General features: G+C 49.3%; 13 protein-coding genes and 1 pseudogene. 9 read left to right on the top strand and 5 right to left on the bottom strand.

Translation table 11 applies throughout. The features are described from left to right. Positions 1-2 precede the first annotated feature (2 nt). The 4 genes from thiM to DESPODRAFT_RS17795 all read right to left on the bottom strand — a co-directional run bounded on the left by thiM (position 3) and on the right by DESPODRAFT_RS17795 (position 5,456). Positions 3-869, bottom strand: coding sequence for a hydroxyethylthiazole kinase (thiM, locus tag DESPODRAFT_RS17810; protein WP_004075543.1), 867 nt, complete (start codon positions 867-869; stop codon positions 3-5). 174 nt (positions 870-1,043) lie between these two features. After that, positions 1,044-2,654: an acyl--CoA ligase family protein gene (locus DESPODRAFT_RS17805; protein ID WP_004075541.1), complete on the bottom strand. Its 1,611-nt coding sequence runs from the start codon at positions 2,652-2,654 to the stop codon at positions 1,044-1,046. A gap of 201 nt (positions 2,655-2,855) precedes the next feature. Continuing rightward, positions 2,856-3,521, bottom strand: a complete 666-nt coding sequence (locus tag DESPODRAFT_RS17800; RefSeq protein ID WP_004075538.1) for a response regulator transcription factor — start codon at positions 3,519-3,521, stop codon at positions 2,856-2,858. A gap of 57 nt (positions 3,522-3,578) precedes the next feature. Next, positions 3,579-5,456 (bottom strand): cache domain-containing protein, encoded by a 1,878-nt coding sequence (locus tag DESPODRAFT_RS17795; RefSeq protein WP_004075536.1) that lies wholly within the window; start codon positions 5,454-5,456, stop codon positions 3,579-3,581. A gap of 175 nt (positions 5,457-5,631) precedes the next feature. Here DESPODRAFT_RS17795 and prmA point away from each other — a divergent pair, with 175 nt between their 5' ends. Continuing rightward, positions 5,632-6,552, top strand: coding sequence for a 50S ribosomal protein L11 methyltransferase (gene prmA, locus DESPODRAFT_RS17790; RefSeq protein ID WP_004075534.1), 921 nt, complete (start codon positions 5,632-5,634; stop codon positions 6,550-6,552). Between the two features lie 66 nt (positions 6,553-6,618). Here the strand turns inward: prmA and DESPODRAFT_RS17785 are convergent, their stop codons facing one another. After that, entirely contained in the window at positions 6,619-7,227 is a 609-nt protein-coding gene (locus DESPODRAFT_RS17785; protein WP_004075532.1) for a trimeric intracellular cation channel family protein, read from the bottom strand. Positions 7,228-7,737: 510 nt separating this feature from the next. On the opposite strand from DESPODRAFT_RS17785, the pseudogene DESPODRAFT_RS21805 reads away from it, so the two are divergent. The 8 genes and pseudogenes from DESPODRAFT_RS21805 to DESPODRAFT_RS17745 form a co-directional block, all read left to right on the top strand. Continuing rightward, positions 7,738-7,842 (top strand): annotated as a pseudogene (locus DESPODRAFT_RS21805) (hypothetical protein); the annotation flags it as partial. Between the two features lie 6 nt (positions 7,843-7,848). Then, on the top strand, positions 7,849-8,832 hold the full coding sequence (locus DESPODRAFT_RS17775) for a nucleoside phosphorylase (protein ID WP_004075530.1): 984 nt from the start codon (positions 7,849-7,851) through the stop codon (positions 8,830-8,832). 117 nt (positions 8,833-8,949) lie between these two features. Beyond that, a complete protein-coding gene (locus DESPODRAFT_RS17770; RefSeq protein WP_004075529.1) occupies positions 8,950-10,065 on the top strand; it encodes an ABC transporter permease in 1,116 nt (371 codons plus the stop codon). After that, positions 10,062-10,808, top strand: coding sequence for an ABC transporter ATP-binding protein (locus tag DESPODRAFT_RS17765; RefSeq protein WP_004075528.1), 747 nt, complete (start codon positions 10,062-10,064; stop codon positions 10,806-10,808). The genes DESPODRAFT_RS17770 and DESPODRAFT_RS17765 overlap by 4 nt, the downstream gene beginning before the upstream one ends. A 21-nt stretch (positions 10,809-10,829) precedes the next feature. Next, positions 10,830-11,894 carry an MlaD family protein gene (locus tag DESPODRAFT_RS17760; RefSeq protein WP_004075526.1) on the top strand — a complete coding sequence of 355 codons (1,065 nt, stop codon included), beginning with the start codon at positions 10,830-10,832 and terminating at the stop codon, positions 11,892-11,894. A gap of 6 nt (positions 11,895-11,900) precedes the next feature. Continuing rightward, on the top strand, positions 11,901-12,557 hold the full coding sequence (locus DESPODRAFT_RS17755) for an ABC-type transport auxiliary lipoprotein family protein (RefSeq protein ID WP_004075524.1): 657 nt from the start codon (positions 11,901-11,903) through the stop codon (positions 12,555-12,557). 175 nt (positions 12,558-12,732) lie between these two features. After that, entirely contained in the window at positions 12,733-13,497 is a 765-nt protein-coding gene (gene hisA, locus DESPODRAFT_RS17750) for a phosphoribosylformimino-5-aminoimidazole carboxamide ribotide isomerase (protein ID WP_004075522.1), read from the top strand. 369 nt (positions 13,498-13,866) lie between these two features. After that, the gene (locus tag DESPODRAFT_RS17745) at positions 13,867-14,304 is read left to right on the top strand and encodes a hotdog fold thioesterase (protein WP_004075520.1); all 438 of its coding nucleotides are present in this window, start codon (positions 13,867-13,869) and stop codon (positions 14,302-14,304) included. Positions 14,305-14,365: the final 61 nt, after the last annotated feature.

The raw sequence follows: 14,365 nt of genomic DNA, 5'->3' as shown, positions 1-14,365 counted from the left end.
TATCAAAAACAGTGAACTTGAGCCCTCAGATATTGATGAATATCCGCTTCACGAAGTGCGTACAAACGGTCTATAAAATGGGGCAGGAAAAAGCCCGGGCCGACCACCCGGGCTGCGGCCAGTTCCCCGGCAATGCCGGTAACGGCAACACCTGCAACCGCAGCGTCAAAACCGTTTTCAGCCACGGCATAAAAAGCGGCACAGATGGCGGAAAGCATGCAGCCGGTACCGGTTACCGCACCCATAAGTTCAGATCCGTTGGCAATCTTGACCATTTTACCCTGCCCCAGCACCATGTCTGTTTTCCCGCTGACCACGAGGGCAGATGCGGATGCAAGAAGCGCGCTTGCACCGTTTGGCAAGGCATCGGCATTTCGGTCAGGCCGGCCATGCCCGGTCAGAATGGCCCTGGCCTGTTCCGGAGAGATCCCGCTGTCCACCCCCTTGGTGGATAAATGGCCTGCAGCAAGGGCGCAGATTTCCGAAGGGTTGCCCCGGATGATTTTTGCCGGGGCAAAGGCACAAAGTTCGCGGGCAATATCAGTGCGGAATTGCCCTGCACCCGCGCCTACAGGGTCCAGTACAACGGGTTTTTCCGTCTCCCCGGCAAGGGACATCAAGGATTTCATGACTGAAATCCGCTCCGGAACCGGGGTGCCGATGTTAATGCAAAGGGCGTCCGATACACCGGACATATACGCCGCATCATCACCTGCCCAGGACATCATGGGTGATGCACCAAGGGCCAAAAGCGCATTGGCGGTCTGATTCATTACCACAAAGTTGGTCACCACATGGACCAAAGGTCTTGTATCGCGCAACGCGGCAAAAAGCCTGTAAATCTTTTCGGCCAGTTCATGGGCGTGCATATGTTCACTCTTTCCTTTATGTCCCCGGCATTTTCCCCGGAAAATCAGCATTTAAGCGGTTTCAAATTGAAAAAACAACCTGAAACAGTATAAAATCAGTGCACTTATCTACCATATTTCGGAGACTGTTAGACAGGAAAAAACATGAGTGGTTCTGATAAAATCACGGGAAAATCAGTTGACCATACGGTCGTGGCCTTCCCATTCCTTCTCGCGCAGCTTGAACTTCTGCAGCTTGCCTGTGGCGGTTTTAGGCAAGGGACCAAATTCAATGGACTTGGGTGCTTTAAAGCGGGCCATTTTTTCCTTGCAGTACGCAATAATCTGTGCCGGATCCGGATTGGTTCCGGCCCGGGGTACAATAAAAGCCTTGGGCACTTCTCCCCATTTTTCGTCAGGCACTGAGATTACAGCCACTTCCATCACATCCGGATGGGTGTACAGCACATTTTCGATTTCAACCGTGGAAATATTTTCACCGCCTGAGATGATGATGTCCTTTTTGCGGTCCATGATCTGTACATAATTATCCGGGTGCATAACCGCCAGATCCCCGGAATGGAACCACCCGCCCCTGAAGGCCTCGGTGCTGGCTTCGGCATCCTTATAATACCCGAGCATGACGTTATTTCCCCGCATGACGATTTCACCCATGGTGGTGCCGTCCCTTGGCACCGGTTCCATGGTCTCGGGGTCCACCACATCCATATGCTCGGCCACAATATACGCTACGCCCTGACGGGCCTTGATGCCGGCCCTGGCCATGGGTGAAAGGTCATCCCATTTGTCCTGCCACTGGCAGACGGAATGCGGACCAAACACTTCGGTCAGACCATATGTCTGGGTGATGTTGGCCCCGATATTTTCCATATTCTGGATCACCATGGGTGCAGGCGGTGCACCGGCGGTCATAATCTCCAGGCTGTTGGAAAGCCGGACATTATTTTCCTTGGCAAAAACGGACATGCCGATGAGAATGGTGGGCGCAGCACACAGATGGGTGACCCCCACCTCAGCGATAATCCGGTAGATCTCAACGGGATCCACCTTTCTCAGGCAGACATGGGTGGCCCCCATGGCTGTGATGCCCCAGGTAAAACACCATCCGTTACAATGGAACATGGGCAGGGTCCATAGATATTTGCTGTCCGGATTGATTTTAAACTCCAGCAACTCGCCCAAAGCGTTGAGATAAGCACCCCGGTGGTGGTACATCACGCCCTTGGGGCGCCCCGTGGTCCCGGAGGTATAATTCAAGGCAAGCACTTCGCGTTCATCTTCAATGACAAGAGCAACCGGATCAGTTGGGCTATCGGCCAGAAAACGTTCATATTCCGGTCCGTCCAGGGGCATTGAATCGTCAATGTCACAGATATTGATAAAGGCCTTCACTGCGGTTAATTCCGGTACGACCGATGACAACATGTTACCGAATTCATTGTCCGCCACCACCACTTTGGCGTCGGAATGATTGATGATATAGGACATTTCATTGGCAGAAAGCCGGATATTGATGGAAACCAGGGCGGCGCCGAGCAAAGGCACGGAATAATGGGCTTCCAGCATGGGTGGCGTATTGGGACAGATGAAGGCGACCTTGTCACCCGGGCCAACACCAAGGGCCTTGAGGCCATTGGCCAAACGAAACACCCGCTCCTGGAACCCTGTCCAGGTAAAGGATTTATCCCCATAAATGACTGCGGTTTTATCCGGATAGACTTTTACGCTTCTATCAAGAAAATTGGTGGGGCTTAAAATTTCGTAATTAACACTTCTTTCCAACATGGCAGGGTTCTCCTTGTTAATAATTTTGATAAATGCCTTCCGTGTCTCATTAACAACGAATCTTTTAATCGTTCAATCGGTAACGGTCTCATATTTTTATGGCCGACAATCTGAATCAGGATAGGTTTAAAACCTACAAACACTTCCCATTAGGTCTTACAATGAACCGGATAATGGCCCCCGACAGTGGATCTAACACTACTATTTTTTCATTTCATAAACCCAGTGCACGGCCGCTTTGACAAGTTCCGTGTAATGTTTGAGATGAAGCTTTTCTTTAATATTTTCCCGGTGGGTGCCCACGGTTTTCATGCTCAGATTCAGTCTCGCCGCAATTTCCTTTGAGTCCAGGCCTTCACCCATGAGCCGGAACACCTCAATTTCCCTGTTGGTAAGGATCTCCATACTGAACCCCATGGCAGAAGGTTTTCTGGAAATTATCCGGTTAAGCAGTTTTTCCTTAATTTTATCACTGGCATAGATGTGCCCGGACAGGACCTGGCGCACCGCCTCCACCACCTGCACAATGGCCCGCCGTTTCATCACATATCCCCTGGCACCGGCCATCAACGCCCGTTCTGCATACATTGAATCATCATACATGGACAAAACCAGGATGGGCAGATCCGGGCATTTGCAGCGCAATTCCGCCACCAGCTCAATGCCGTTGCTTTCGGCCAGGGAAATATCAACAATAATAAGATCCGGCATATCCTGTTCAATAATATGCCGGGCCTTTTCCGCCGTATTTGGACAGGCCACCACCGTCAGATCCGGTTCCCGGCTGATCAATTCGCTCATGCCCAGACAGAAAACAGGGTGGTCATCGACAATGACAATTTGGGATTTTTGAGGGGTCTGAATCATGCCGGGGCATTCTCCGTTTTATTCATTTTCATCCAACGAAGAAATTGGGCAAAAATGCTATTTCTCAACAGGCAGCATACTGACATGGATCTGTGTTCCTTTTGGTCCGGTATCAATATTGAACTGCGCATCAATAATTTTAGCCCGGTAGGCCATAATCTGCAAGCCAATACCCCGGCCCGAGGGCTCAGGGTCAATACCGGTACCATTGTCCGTCACCTTCAAATGGATCTGCCCATCTGCCGCATCCCGGCTCAAATCAATATTTATGCGGTCGCACTTTGCATGTTTAACCGCGTTGTTCACGGCTTCCCTTGCAATATGGTAAAGATGAATGGCACAGGACTCTTCCAGGATATCCACCCCCTCGTCCATGCGGCACTCAAACCGGATACCGGAATAGTAGGCAAACTGATCGGCAATCTCTTCCAGAGCTGACTGAAATCCATGGCTGACCAGATGGACCGGACAAAGCCCCCTGGCAAGCTGCCGGGTCTTTTCCACGGCATCCTCCATGAGTTCGCCCATTTTCCCGGCAAGATCTGCGGCGGGGTCCTGCCGGGATTTAAGATCTTTCCGGATCACGGCCGTCAACCCTGCAATGCCGATCAGATGGGGGCAAAGATCGTCGTGAAGAGCCTGGCCGATGTTCATCCGTTCCCGCTCCCCGGCCTGCATCACCTGTTTTTCAAGAATTTTAGACCGGGTGATATCCCTCTCTAACGCCTGCCGGGTGGCTTCAAGCTGATCCATGAAGCGGTTAAAATACCGGGCAAGCTGTCCCACCTCGTCCCCGGAGCGACTCTCCATTCTGGCAGAGTAATCCCCTGCCATGGCCGCGCTGAACCGGGTCATGAGCTGGCGAAGCGGTGTGGTAATGGTCCGGCTGATGCCAAAGGTCACGGCCAGCATAATACTGAAAAAGAGCAATGAGATCCCTATAAATACATTGCGGATGGTTTTCAATGGCTGATAAAGCTCATCCAGGTAGGATGACGACGCCACAATCCACTGGTATTCGGGAATATAATTGAACATCACCAATTTTTTGCGGGCCCGGCTCTCCCCGGGATTTTTCCAATAGTAAACAGACCGGCCCTTTTTGCGTTCCATCATGTCTTTAAGATATTGATCGGGCAGTTCAGGCGTCTGAAAAATATTAACATCCTGCAGGACCGGATGGATGATCGCCCGACCCTCCCTGTCAAAGACAAAGGCATAACCGCTTTGCCCGAATTTTAAAGAGAGGATGCTCTGCCTGAAATCCCGGACATTGACAAGTCTGATGAATTCAGACCGGTAGGCCGAGACAGCAATGATCCAGCCCCAGGGTTCAAAATGGGCCATATAAAGGGCTTTGGCTCGAAGATTTTCTTCATCTGGATTTTTCCATTCATACTCCAGGTATCCCTGCTTTTTTTCCATCATCTGCCGGACAAAGGCGTGTTCAGCCACGTTGGTGCCGATGAGTTCGGCTCTCGGGTGCACGGCCACCCCCCCGTTGCTGTCCAGGCAATAAAGATAGCCCGAGGCGCCTATGGTCTGACTTAAAATCACTTCAGCCGCCCTTTTGCGGGCATCTTCCCGGGAAAGGGCGCCGGCCGAAACTTTCCGGTACAGCGCGGTCAGTATATCCAGATTTTTTTCCGCCACAGCCCGCAGATGATTTTTAATGGCGACATTCATAGAGGTATTGACCAGGTTGTAAATCATGGCTGTCGTATTGGTCAGCTCACTTTCAATACGGTCCTCAATATTGTGGCGCACATAGACATAGATGAACAGATTGCACAAAAGCATGGAGAGAAAAAAGATCAGGGCGAAACTGAGGAGAAACTTATACCGGATCTGAAGTGAGCTTAAAAAAAGCCGGATACCCGGAAAGTTACCCTGTTTCGTTTCTTTTGTTACATGCCTTGTTTTACGTCGCGTCACGCCATTGTCCCTTCAATATTTTTTTTCATCAGTGTTCTTTCCTTGTTTGCCTGGCTCATATTTTACCGTTAGGACAGGCAGGTATGGATTGTCAACGATAATGTTGATATAACAGCCATGGGCTTAGCAACCAAGCCCACCCATCAACAAAATATCAAAAAAGACGGAACATACCATGAAATTCAAAAAAGTGATTGCCCGGTTCGATGCAGACAATATTGAACTTGCCGAAGAAGTGATCTGCCATATTTTTTTTTCATTCAACCTCAAAGGCGTGATTTGCGATGTGCCCATCCCCGAACCGGATGAGGGTTTCGGAACCCGGACCCTGAAAACACCTGAGTACAACAGTATTATCGGCTATCTGCCGGACACGGATGATTCTGATATTATGATTGCCGAAATCACGGAACGTCTGGCAGGATTATCGGATATGGATCTCCAGGTGGATGTTTTATCGGAAAGTGTGGATGAAAAAGACTGGGCCCATGCCTGGAAGGCGTATTTCAACGTTACCCGGATTACGGGCAAAATTGTGGTGAAACCCGAATGGAAGGACTATACCCCTGCGCCCGGTGAAGTCATCATCAACATTGACCCGGGCATGGCATTCGGCACGGGTACCCACCCCACCACATCCATGTGCCTGGCCCTTTTAGAAGAATATGTACAGCCGGGTAAAACCCTGCTGGATGTGGGGTGCGGTTCGGGCATACTGATGATCGGCGCCGCAAAGCTTGGGGCCGGGGCCATGACCGGCATTGATGTCGATCCTGTGGCCGTGGACATCACCCAGCAGAATTTGGAAAAAAACGCGATTGCACTTGATGGGGTCACCCTTGGGGCTGTAACTTTGGATAAAACACCTGAAATCAGGTATGACCTTATATGTGCCAACATCATAGCCCAGGTTATCGTATCCATCATGCCGGATATAGCGACGCGCCTGGCCCCGGACGGAACCGCCATCCTTTCGGGCATCATTGAGGAGAGAGTACCGGATATATACGCAGCCCTGGATGCGCAAAACCTTAGATGCGTCAAAAAAATCAGCCAAGAGGAGTGGGTGGCGCTGGTGGTTTGTCATAAAAGATAATCCGGCTATACAGGAAGCCGGATTATTGTGTCTGTGAGCAATCTGGAATTATCTGGAATTTCTAAATCACTTAAACCGTGGCAATGCCCAACCTTTTCGGACACTCAGGGAGCGGATTGTAAAGATAACACCAGCGGCTATTAGCGCAGTAAAAGATTCAGGCATATTCAGGAACACAAAAAGCACAAAGAAAACACCACCGGCCAAACAAGCTGTAGCATATATTTCCCTATGAAAAATCAGAGGAATTTCATTACAAAGCACATCACGGATAATTCCGCCCATAACGGCTGTCAAAATACCCATCATAACGGCAAGTGGCGGATGAATACCCGCATGTAATCCCTTTTGAATACCGATAATAGTAAACACACTGATGCCAATCGTATCAAACAAGAAAAGTGCTTTGGGAAACCGTAATATTGTATTGGTAAATAAAAACGTAAGCGCAACAGCGGCAACAATAAGATAAAAATAAACAGGATCCTGCAGCCATGAAACAGGCGTGTTACCAATCATCATATCACGCGTAGTTCCGCCACCAATAGCAGTTACAAACCCGAGAAACAAAGCGCCAAATAAATCAAGCTTTTTTTCAGCCGCAGCCAGGGCTCCGGAAACTGAAAAAGCAAATGTGCCTGAGTAATCAAACAATATGATTAATACGTCCGTCATATTTAGACAACCACAACATCATCGCAACTGTAATGCCCGCTGTCGATGAATCAAAAACCATTAATAACTTAATATTTTTGTATTTTCACCAAGAAGCTTATCCGCTATCCTGGGAGGGTTAGCAATTGATACCCCATCAATTAAATTTGGAACGCTTTTTTTGGCAATTCATGAACCGACTGCAATCTGATGAAAATATCATGAATACGATCGGTATCATTTACAAATCTTCCCCATGTAAAGTTCCGCATAAACGGTTGAATCTTTTCCACGTTACACAAAGAAATACAAAAAAGCAATAAATCTAAGAAAATTATATGGTAAGATGGGGTCAATACTGACAGCGTAAGCCCAGGAGATGAAATGCTGATCATAGAATTGAAGAAAAATCACATTTGCCCCACGGATACACGCTCAAAAGCCTTATGCACAGCTGATGGAAACCCTCTCTTTTTTCGGACTTAAGGGTGCGTTGTCTTTTTTTTACGCTGCCCCCGGTGCAGTCAGGTCTATTGGCCGGGTTCGCATCGGGATCATCTTCTCGAAAAAATGAGGGCTGTCGGCCTGTTAACGGATAAAGTTGAAAACAATGGTATAAAAAATGATTGGAAATGACCTGTGATGACATCAGCAGATTTGCCGATTGATGAGAATGGGCGAATTTACCACCTTCAGATCAAACCGGAGCAAATGGCTCCCAATATCTTATTGGTGGGGGATCCCGGACGCGCCGAGTTCATTGGTTCAACACTCCTGCGTGATATAGAGGTTGAGCGCGAGCACCGGGGAATCGTGACTGTAACCGGAACCTCAGAAATCACAGGAGGACGGGCAACGATCATTTCGCCGGTCAGAACCACCGTAACGACTGCTGGCATGGGAACGCCTTCCCTGGAGATCGTTGTCAATGAGCTGGTTGCGCTGAACGAAATTAATTTCGAGACACGAACGCGCAAGCTCGATTTTCCAAGGCTTCATATCCTAAGAGTAGGCACTTCTGGTGGGCTCCAGGCATCAACAAAGATCGGGACCCCAATCATCACCTCTTATGCAATTGGTATGGACAATACAGGTTTGTTCTATGAGGCACCCTATCCGGACCAGATCTGCGAGCGACTCGAACAGGACCTCGGCCATATTGTCAGAAACGCTATGAGCATAGGATCTCGATTTCACGGAAAAATCCACCCATATGTCTCCCGGGCTGAGCCGACCATTGTCGATGCACTATTGGAGGGTTCGGCGAGTCTCGGCGTACCGGCCAAGCTCGGATTGACGGTCTCAACCAGTGGTTTTTACGCCCCCCAGGGCCGTGACATCGGTCGAGTGAAGCCTGCTATTCCAGAAATAGAGAGCGCCTTTGCCGAATACGATCCGATGCTGGGTGGGCAACGTATAGAAAACATGGAGATGGAAACCAGCTTCCTGATCCACTTTCTTGGCGCGCTCGGGTACTGGGCCGGCTCAATCTGCACAACTATCAATAATCGGCGGACGAATACATTTGACCACCATTACCAAGAGGCGGTCAAGAATTCAACCAGGGTGGCACTTTTGGCATTGGCTGTCATCCGCAGTCGTAATCCTGATGTTCGGATCAGTTGATTGCTGCCCCAGAACAGCTTGATTCCCTGATACAAATATGATTTAATCCCCAAGCTGTAAAACTTGCTGCTCCAAAAAGGGACATAAAAAAAATCATTTAACGGACAAGAGGATATTTTGGCCGCGCTGAACATTGAAACCGTAAGCCAGACAACGTCAATGCTTTTTTCCGGACGGCTGGATGTCCCGGGCGTGGCCCGGTTATGGGACACCGCCGTTAAAACGGTTAAAAAATCAGGACAGGGGAAAATCCGGATAGACCTTGAATCCGTTGAGTACATGGACATGGCCGGCGCCACCTTTATCTCCCATTTAAGCCGCCTGGCAGGCAGCACGCCGTCAGAACAATCCAGCTTCGTGACCGGGGTCAAAAAAGAGTTTGCCCCCCTTATGGAACTGGCCGGGAAATCAAAAAACGAGACATCATCCCCGCCGCCAAAGAGTTCGTACATTGAAAAGACCGGTGAAGATCTGGTTGCTTCCCTTAAAGACGCTAAAGTATTCATCACCATGGTTGGAGAGATCACGGCAGCCCTGTTTTCCTGCGTAAAAAATCCCGGCAGCATCCGCTGGGCCGACACATGGATGGTGGCGGAACGTTCCGGGGTCAACGCGCTGCCCATTGTGGCGCTGATCTCATTCATCGTGGGCCTGGTCATGGCCTTCCAGGCCGCTATTCCCATGAGGATGTTCGGCATGGAAATATATGTGGCCAACCTCATCGGCATAGCCATGGTCAGGGAATTGGGACCGCTGATGACCGCCATTGTGCTGGCCGGCCGGTCCGCATCCGCCTTTGCTGCGGAAATCGGCACCATGAAAATCAACGAAGAAATTGACGCGCTTACGGTCATGGGCATGGAGCCGGTCAGGTTTCTGATTGTGCCGCGGGTCATTGCCGCCACCCTGATCACGCCGCTTTTAACCGTATTTTCCAATTTTGTGGGCATCATCGGCGGCATGGTTGTCATTCTTTCATTTGGTTATCCGCCAATTAGCTACTATAATCAAGTGGTGGGATTTGTCTCCTGGGGAGACCTTGCCGGCGGCCTTGTCAAATGTTTTGTATTCGGGCTTCTCATTGCCGCCACCGGTTGCATCCGGGGGTATCAGACATTGAGGGGACCTTCTGCCGTGGGCGATGCCACCACAAGGGCCGTGGTATCCTCCATCATTTTAATTGCCGTGTTTGACGGTGTTTTTTCCATAATTTACTTTTATCTGGGCATATGAGCGAAACGATTATCAATGTCCGGCACCTTTTTGCCGGGTACAACAACAACGCCATTATGGAAGATCTCAACTTTGATATCCAAAGTGGTGAAGTATTTGTTATCCTCGGCGGTTCCGGCTGCGGCAAAAGCACGGTACTCAAGCACATGATCGGTCTGGTACCGCCGCTGTCCGGAGAGGTCCTCATCCATGGCGAAGATATGGTGGCGGCCCGGGGAAAGAGGCGCAATCGTCTGCTTGCCGACATTGGCGTGGCGTTCCAGAACGGTGCGCTGTTCGGCTCCATGACTGTCCTGGAAAACCTCATGCTGCCCCTGACAGAGTTCACGGATCTTCCCCGGGAAGCCATTGAAACCATTGCCCGGGTCAAACTCGATCTGGTTGACATGGGGCATGCCCTTTATCTTCTGCCCGACGAATTGAGCGGCGGCATGAAAAAAAGGGCAGCCATTGCCAGGGCCATGGCCCTTGATCCGGGCATCCTCTTTCTGGATGAACCCTCTGCCGGGCTCGATCCCTTAACCTCGGCCGAACTGGACCGTCTGATCCTTAAACTGGCAGGATCCCTTAAAATCACATTTGTCATTGTCACCCATGAGCTTGAAAGCATCCTGACCATTGCCGACCGGGTGATTATGCTGGGCAAAAAGGAAAAAGGCATTATTGCCCAGGGCGATCCCAAAAAGCTCAAAGCGGATCCGTCAAACCCATATGTATATAATTTTTTTAACCGGAACCCATAACAACCCTTTGGAATCTGACCCATGACCCAGAAGACCAATTATTTCAAACTCGGCCTTTTTGTCATCCTGGCCTTTGCACTGACTGCGGCCATGCTGATTGCCTTTGGCGCAGGCCAGTTTTTAAAGACGGAAACCCTTGCCGAAACTTATTTTAACGAATCCGTCCAGGGCCTGAACATCGGCTCGGAAGTTAAATACAAAGGGGTTAAAATCGGCGCTGTAAAAGCCATTACCACCCCCACAAAGGTTTACAACATTGCTTCAAATTACGTGTTGGTCACCTTTTCCCTGTCCGAAGACTGTTTCGTGGGTCAGACCGGGAAAACCCCCAAAGAACGTATGAAAAAAGCGGTCGACGAGGGACTTTCCGTATTTTTATCCTTTAACGGCCTGACAGGATCTGCATATCTGGAAACCGATTACAAAAAAAACGGGCCGGATGACCTTCAAATCTCCTGGACCCCGGAAAATCTTTATGTGCCTTCCCAGTCCAGCAACATCAAACAGGTATCGAACGCAATCAGTCAGGCAATGGAAACCTTGGGCTCCATAGATTTCCAAGAGATGAAACAAGATCTTGCAGCCCTCATCAAGAACCTGAATATCACAAACGTATCTACCCAGGCTGAAAGCCTGCTCAAGGAACTTCGCCAGACCAACAAGGACCTGGCTAAAATCCTGACATCCGGGCGGCTTAAACAGATTCTGACGGATGCGGGCTCATCTGTGGCCGATTTAAAGCAAATTGTTCATGCGGCAAAAGGTCCCATCACACAAACCCTGGCAGATATCAATACGGCATCAGGCAGTTTCAAACACATCGCCACCGGCCTGGAACAAGGTTACGAAGGGAAATTGACCGAAATGGCCGAGAGAATGGATACGGTTATGGCCAGCCTTGAAAAAACATCCCGGTTACTGGAAAATACGATCTGGACGAATGCCGACATCATCGAGAAAACCATCGGCAACCTGGAGGATACCACGGACAACCTCAACCAGTTCACCCGGGAGCTGCGTGAGTACCCGGGCAGCATTCTCATGAAAGCCCCGCCGAAGACATCAACATCAGGAAAGGAGAAATAATCGGTCATGAACTGCCTTCGCCCCTTAACGCGTTTGCCTCTTTTCATGATGATCACCTGCATCTTGACTTCAGCCCTCTTTTTTGCCGGATGCGGGATTAAAAATGATTACACGAAAAAGCAGATGTACCGACTTAGTGCACAGGTCAACCACCCAGCTGATCCAAGCAACCGGTCAGCTGGGGTCCCGTTGGTTGTCAGGCGCCTGGACATTTCACCGGAGTTCGGCGGCGCGGGATTTGTTTACCGGGTGGATCAGAACCGGTTTACCCAGGATTATTACAACAACTACATGACACCTCCGGCCCGCATGATCAGTGATGTGATGTTTGAAGCCCTGGTCAACTCCCCTCAGTTTGCCGCTGTCCCAAAAAACCGGATCCCGGACGATATCTTCCAGTTATGGGGTAAAATCACAGCGCTTTATTGTGACCGGCGCAGTGCATCCGCGGTATCGGCTGTGGTGAGCATGGCGCTGAACCTTGACCGGCTTCACAAAGACGGTTTCACACCGGTGCTGGCAAAAACCTATTCCGCACAAATCCCCCTGGGCTCAGACACCACTCCCAAAGCATATCTCCAGGCCCTTAATCGTGGATTAGCCGAAATAGTCAAAAATATTCTGTCGGATTTTCAAAGCTTATCGACCGGTGATAACCAATAACAGCCATGGACTGATCTGGCCTATCAACACCCAGGTTCAACCCACAACAAAAGATAAAAGATAAAAGATATGAGTAGTGAGTATTGAGTAGTGAGAAAAACAACTTGCTTTCATTCTCACTACTCAATACTCACTACTCAATACTTTCATATAAAAATTTTTTAGGATGAGTAATATGAAATTTCGACCCTGCATTGATCTTCGAAACGGCAAAGTCGTCCAGATTGTGGGAAGCACCCTGTCCGACCAAACCCAGGAGAGTCTTGTCACCAATTTTGAAAGCGCCTTAACCCCGGCACAGTTTGCACGGATGTACCGGGCAGACCAACTTTTCGGCGGCCATGTCATTGCCCTTGGCCCAGGAAATACCAATGCCGCCCTCGATGCGCTGCAGGCTTTCCCCGGTGGTCTCCAGATGGGCGGCGGGATTAACCCTGAAAATGCACACACCTTTCTGGATGCCGGCGCATCCCATGTCATCGTCACCTCCTATGTATTCTCCAAAGGCCGCATGGACATGGACAAGCTCAACGCCCTGGTGAATGCCGTGGGCAAAAACCGTCTGGTTCTGGATCTAAGCTGCCGGAAAAGAGACGGACAATTCTGGATTGTGACAGACCGCTGGCAAAAATTCACCGAAATGGCCGTAACCCCGGCAACTCTGGAAAATCTATCCATATTCTGCGACGAATTTTTAGTCCACGGTGTGGATGTGGAAGGCAAAATGCAGGGTATCCAGGAGGAACTGGTGATACTGCTGGGGGAACACAGCCCCATCCCTGCCACCTATGCCGGGGGCGCAGGCCGGTTTTCAGACCTGGAGCGGGTAAAAGCGCTTGGCAAGGGACGTGTGGACCTGACCATCGGTTCCGCCCTGGACATCTTTGGGGGCACCATCCCTTACCAACAGGTGGTGGCGTGGCATAAGGTTCAAATCTGACCCGGTTATTTCTAAATTTATTCTCGCACAAAGCCTCAAAGGCACAAAGGGTCACAAAGTCGAATAACAATCTTTGTGTTTTAGTGTCTTTGTGCGAGCTTTACAACTGAAACGTGTCATGCTTAGAATTGCTGCTGATTATATGGCATCATCAATATCAGAAGTAGTCAACGCCACGTCAATAAAAGACTTAGGCAACATAAATAGACATAATCAACGCTTTTCAAGTTTAATATATCTACTACAAAATAGCTTGACCGTGTATCCAAAAATCGGGGAAATATCAATTCTTGCCTTGACAAGATAAGTCTGGATGAAATTAAAATAACTATATTTTATATTTTTACGTACCCTTAAAAAAGGATTCAAATGGAAAACAGTAGGAAAAAAAAGATAAATGAATATATTCAGCGAGATCCCTTTGCCCAATTATTAGGGGCAAAAGTTGAAATATTGAAACCGGGGCATAGTCGGGTGACATTGAATATCAATGATGACATGGTGAATTTTCATGGGATCACTCACGGCGGTGTGATTTTCTCCATAAGCGATATAGCCTTTGCTGCAGCAAGCAATTCCCATGGACAGACATCCGTAGCACTGAATGTTGGGATTAACTTTCTGAAAGCAACAAAATCTGGTGACCGACTTGTCGCTGAGGCAATCGAACAGTCCGAATCTGGTCCCATGGTGCTATATGACATTACCATCAAAGATGATAGAACAGGCGAAATGGTTGCCAAAAGCCAAGATTTGGTTTATCGAAAAAAAGAATGGTTCATTCCAGACAATAGTGCAACCGAATAAGCTCACCACTCACTGGGTTCCAGTCTCTGTATGGGCTGGGACTTTTCATGTGCTTAAAATC

It is taken from the genome of Desulfobacter postgatei 2ac9, assembly GCF_000233695.2.
Taxonomy (GTDB): Bacteria; Desulfobacterota; Desulfobacteria; order Desulfobacterales; family Desulfobacteraceae; genus Desulfobacter; species Desulfobacter postgatei.
Note: the sequence above shows the minus strand (reverse complement) of the source record. Positions and strands in the feature narration are given on the sequence as shown.

Bases quoted from the DNA above. Each gene is read 5' to 3' on its own strand.
- thiM (WP_004075543.1), bottom strand. From the start codon at position 869: ATGCACGCCCATGAACTGGCCGAAAAGATTTACAGGCTTTTTGCCGCG.
- DESPODRAFT_RS17805 (WP_004075541.1), bottom strand. From the start codon at position 2,654: ATGTTGGAAAGAAGTGTTAATTACGAAATTTTAAGCCCCACCAATTTT.
- DESPODRAFT_RS17800 (WP_004075538.1), bottom strand. From the start codon at position 3,521: ATGATTCAGACCCCTCAAAAATCCCAAATTGTCATTGTCGATGACCAC.
- prmA (WP_004075534.1), top strand. From the start codon at position 5,632: ATGAAATTCAAAAAAGTGATTGCCCGGTTCGATGCAGACAATATTGAA.
- DESPODRAFT_RS17785 (WP_004075532.1), bottom strand. From the start codon at position 7,227: ATGACGGACGTATTAATCATATTGTTTGATTACTCAGGCACATTTGCT.
- DESPODRAFT_RS17775 (WP_004075530.1), top strand. From the start codon at position 7,849: ATGACATCAGCAGATTTGCCGATTGATGAGAATGGGCGAATTTACCAC.
- DESPODRAFT_RS17765 (WP_004075528.1), top strand. From the start codon at position 10,062: ATGAGCGAAACGATTATCAATGTCCGGCACCTTTTTGCCGGGTACAAC.
- DESPODRAFT_RS17760 (WP_004075526.1), top strand. From the start codon at position 10,830: ATGACCCAGAAGACCAATTATTTCAAACTCGGCCTTTTTGTCATCCTG.
- DESPODRAFT_RS17755 (WP_004075524.1), top strand. From the start codon at position 11,901: ATGAACTGCCTTCGCCCCTTAACGCGTTTGCCTCTTTTCATGATGATC.
- hisA (WP_004075522.1), top strand. From the start codon at position 12,733: ATGAAATTTCGACCCTGCATTGATCTTCGAAACGGCAAAGTCGTCCAG.
- DESPODRAFT_RS17745 (WP_004075520.1), top strand. From the start codon at position 13,867: ATGGAAAACAGTAGGAAAAAAAAGATAAATGAATATATTCAGCGAGAT.